Annotated in this window: 1 pseudogene; it reads right to left on the reverse strand. The window is 72.5% G+C overall.

The features are described 5' to 3' along the window. A pseudogene (locus tag AOK03_RS40105) lies at nucleotides 1–366 on the reverse strand (phage tail sheath family protein); the annotation flags it as partial. Nucleotides 367–953 lie beyond the last annotated feature (587 nt).

Consider the following 953-nt stretch of genomic DNA (forward strand, 5'->3'; position numbering starts at 1 on the left):
GGCCGACACCGTGAAGGCGCCGAGCGCCACGGGCTCGCCCGCGGTGAGCTCCTTGGGCGCCTGGGTGGGGGCGGGGGCCTGCTGCTGGGGCTCGGCCGCGTCGGTGCCGCCGACGCGCACGACGTACGCGGCGCTGCCGCCGTTGTTGAAGAACCCGTACACGGAGTGCGCCAGGTAGTACCCGTCCGTGAACTCGCCGAACGCGGCCACGTACTGCGACCAGTTGGTCACCAGCGTCGGCTCGTTGAGCGGTCCCCGCGGTGCCAGTCCGACGAAGGCCGCGACGGAGGTGCCGACGCCTTCGATGGGGCGCGAACCGCTGGCGACTTCCTCGATGTAGACGCCGGGGGACAGGTAGTTGGGCATGCTGCTGTGCTCCAAGGCTCGAGGGGTGGCGAGGGTGTGGCGGGCGGACCGGCGATGCGCCGGTGCGGCTGCCGCTCGTTCCCCCTGTGGCCGGCCGTGTGCCGGTCCCCGCTGGTTCTTACCGTGTCGACGATGTCCCACGCGCGGGCCGGTGCGTAGAGACGGAAGGACGTCAGTGAGGGCAGATGCCACTGCCCGTTCAGCCGTCGGCCGGCCGCCGCCGACCAGTGGGTTCGTGGTCGCGTGCGGTCGGGCCGGAGATGCGTGAGGGGTGTTGCCCGTCCGGTCACCGGCACGGGGCAGCGGGCAAACGGGTCCGCGGGAGGCGGCGTCGTGCGGCGCGCGCCCCGGCCGAATGTGGACGGTCGGTGGCGCATATGCCCCACCCGGTGTGACCCCGACGTCAATACCTGGTCAACAAGGGGGCACAAGTACCCCGGGGGAGTCGGGGGCTCGTGAGGCTGACGTAACGTTTGGTGCGTACGGCCATGCGCGGTGCGTACGAACGGGCACCTCGCGGTGCATCACAGGGCAAGGGGCGCGGGCTGACGATGCGGGGCGACGCGGGCGGCCGCACGGGCCGGGAC

It is taken from the genome of Streptomyces atriruber (assembly GCF_001418325.1).
Taxonomy (GTDB): Bacteria; Actinomycetota; Actinomycetes; order Streptomycetales; family Streptomycetaceae; genus Streptomyces; species Streptomyces atriruber.